This is a genomic window from Candidatus Protofrankia californiensis (genome assembly GCF_900634765.1).
Taxonomy (GTDB): domain Bacteria; phylum Actinomycetota; class Actinomycetes; order Frankiales; family Frankiaceae; genus Protofrankia; species Protofrankia californiensis.
This window is the reverse complement of the sequence record NZ_CAAAFT010000390.1, coordinates 11,406-12,849: the sequence shown is the minus strand read 5'-3', so window position 1 is coordinate 12,849 and position 1,444 is coordinate 11,406. Positions and strand designations below refer to the sequence as shown.

Genomic DNA, 1,444 nt, shown 5'->3' with positions numbered 1-1,444 from the left:
GCGCCTGGACGTCGCGTCCACCCCTGGCGGTCGCGCTGGACGTGCCCGACGGGCCGAGCGCCCTGCGCCTGGCCGAAGCGGTGGCACCGCACGTGGCCGTCCTGAAGGTGGGACTGGGGCTGTTCTACCGCGAGGGACCCGGCATCGTGACCGCGTTGCGAGACGTGGTCACAGGCGGGTTGCGGGACGCGGTCGTGGATGAACAGGTCGTGGATGAACAGGGCGATGGCAGCTCCGCCGGCGGGGACCACGTCGGCCTGTTTCTCGACCTCAAACTGCATGACATTCCCAACACAGTGGCTGCGGGGATGCGTTCCGTGGCGCGACTTGAACCCCGCTATGTGACGGTGCACGCCGCCGGGGGTGCGGCGATGGTGCGGGCGGCGGTTGATGCCGCGCCTGACGTCGAAATCGCCGCGGTAACGGTTCTGACCTCCCTGGGCAGTGCGGAACTGGCTTCCGTCGGATTCGGCGGGACACCCTCGGACGTCGTGCGCAGGCTTGCGGCGGTGGCGGTGGCCGCGGGTGCGCGCGCGGTGGTGTGCAGCCCCCGGGAGGCCGCCGCGGTCCGCGCAGAGGTCGGAAGTGACGTGACTCTTATCACACCTGGAATCCGCGCGGCGGGGTCGCGGCCCGATGACCAGGCGCGTACGGCAACGCCCACCGAAGCCGTCGAGGCAGGTTCCGATCTTCTCGTGGTGGGGCGTCCGATCGTCGCGTCGAGTGATCCCGGCGCTGCTGCGGCCCGGTTCGTGACCGGATGCTGACACGGCCGCGGTGTCGCTGACCTGGTGTGACATCACACAGGCCCCGGTCTGGCCATCTCGAGGGGATCTGCCCGGTACGGTGGTCGGCGAGCGACCGAAAGCAAAGGGTGCGCGTGGCGGCAACCCGATTCAGGTCAACGTATGGACCCCATCCTGTGGACAATAGTCCGCGGATGTACCCGTACCGCCGGCTGGACCGAGACGCCCGTTATTCGCTAGTTTGCGCGGCGCCGCGATCACCCGAAAGAAGGAGGCGTACCCGTGCCCCTGCCGCCCCTCACGCCCGAGCAGAGGGCTGCTGCCCTCGAGAAAGCTGCGTTGGCGCGTAAGCAGCGTGCAGAACTCAAGGAACGGCTCAAGAAGGCGGAAGTGTCACTCGCGTCCGTCCTGGAGAGAGCCGACACCGATGAGATCATTGGAAAGATGAAGGTAGCCGCTGTTTTGGAATCCCTGCCTGGTGTCGGTCGTGTCCGCGCCACAAGGATCATGGAGAGGCTCGCGATCAGCGACAGCCGTCGCCTACGCGGCCTGGGTGCCAAACAGCGGGCCGCGCTGGTTCAGGAGTTCGCGGGTTCCTGAGCAACACCAGTGTCCGGCAGGCAAATGACACATATCTCTGGGCGCAGTGGGGTTGGTACGGCGTCCCGGCAATGGTGACAACCCAAGCACCGCCGGGT

At 67.5% G+C, this 1,444-nt stretch carries 2 protein-coding genes; both read left to right on the top strand.

What is annotated here, in order from left to right; all coding sequences use genetic code 11:
• Positions 1-23: 23 nt before the first annotated feature.
• The gene (gene pyrF / locus DD1DGNOD_RS20035) at positions 24-767 is read left to right on the top strand and encodes an orotidine-5'-phosphate decarboxylase (protein ID WP_131770810.1); all 744 of its coding nucleotides are present in this window, start codon (positions 24-26) and stop codon (positions 765-767) included.
• A 261-nt stretch (positions 768-1,028) separates the two neighbouring features.
• Positions 1,029-1,346, top strand: coding sequence for an integration host factor, actinobacterial type (mihF, locus tag DD1DGNOD_RS20030; RefSeq protein ID WP_131768039.1), 318 nt, complete (start codon positions 1,029-1,031; stop codon positions 1,344-1,346).
• Positions 1,347-1,444 lie beyond the last annotated feature (98 nt).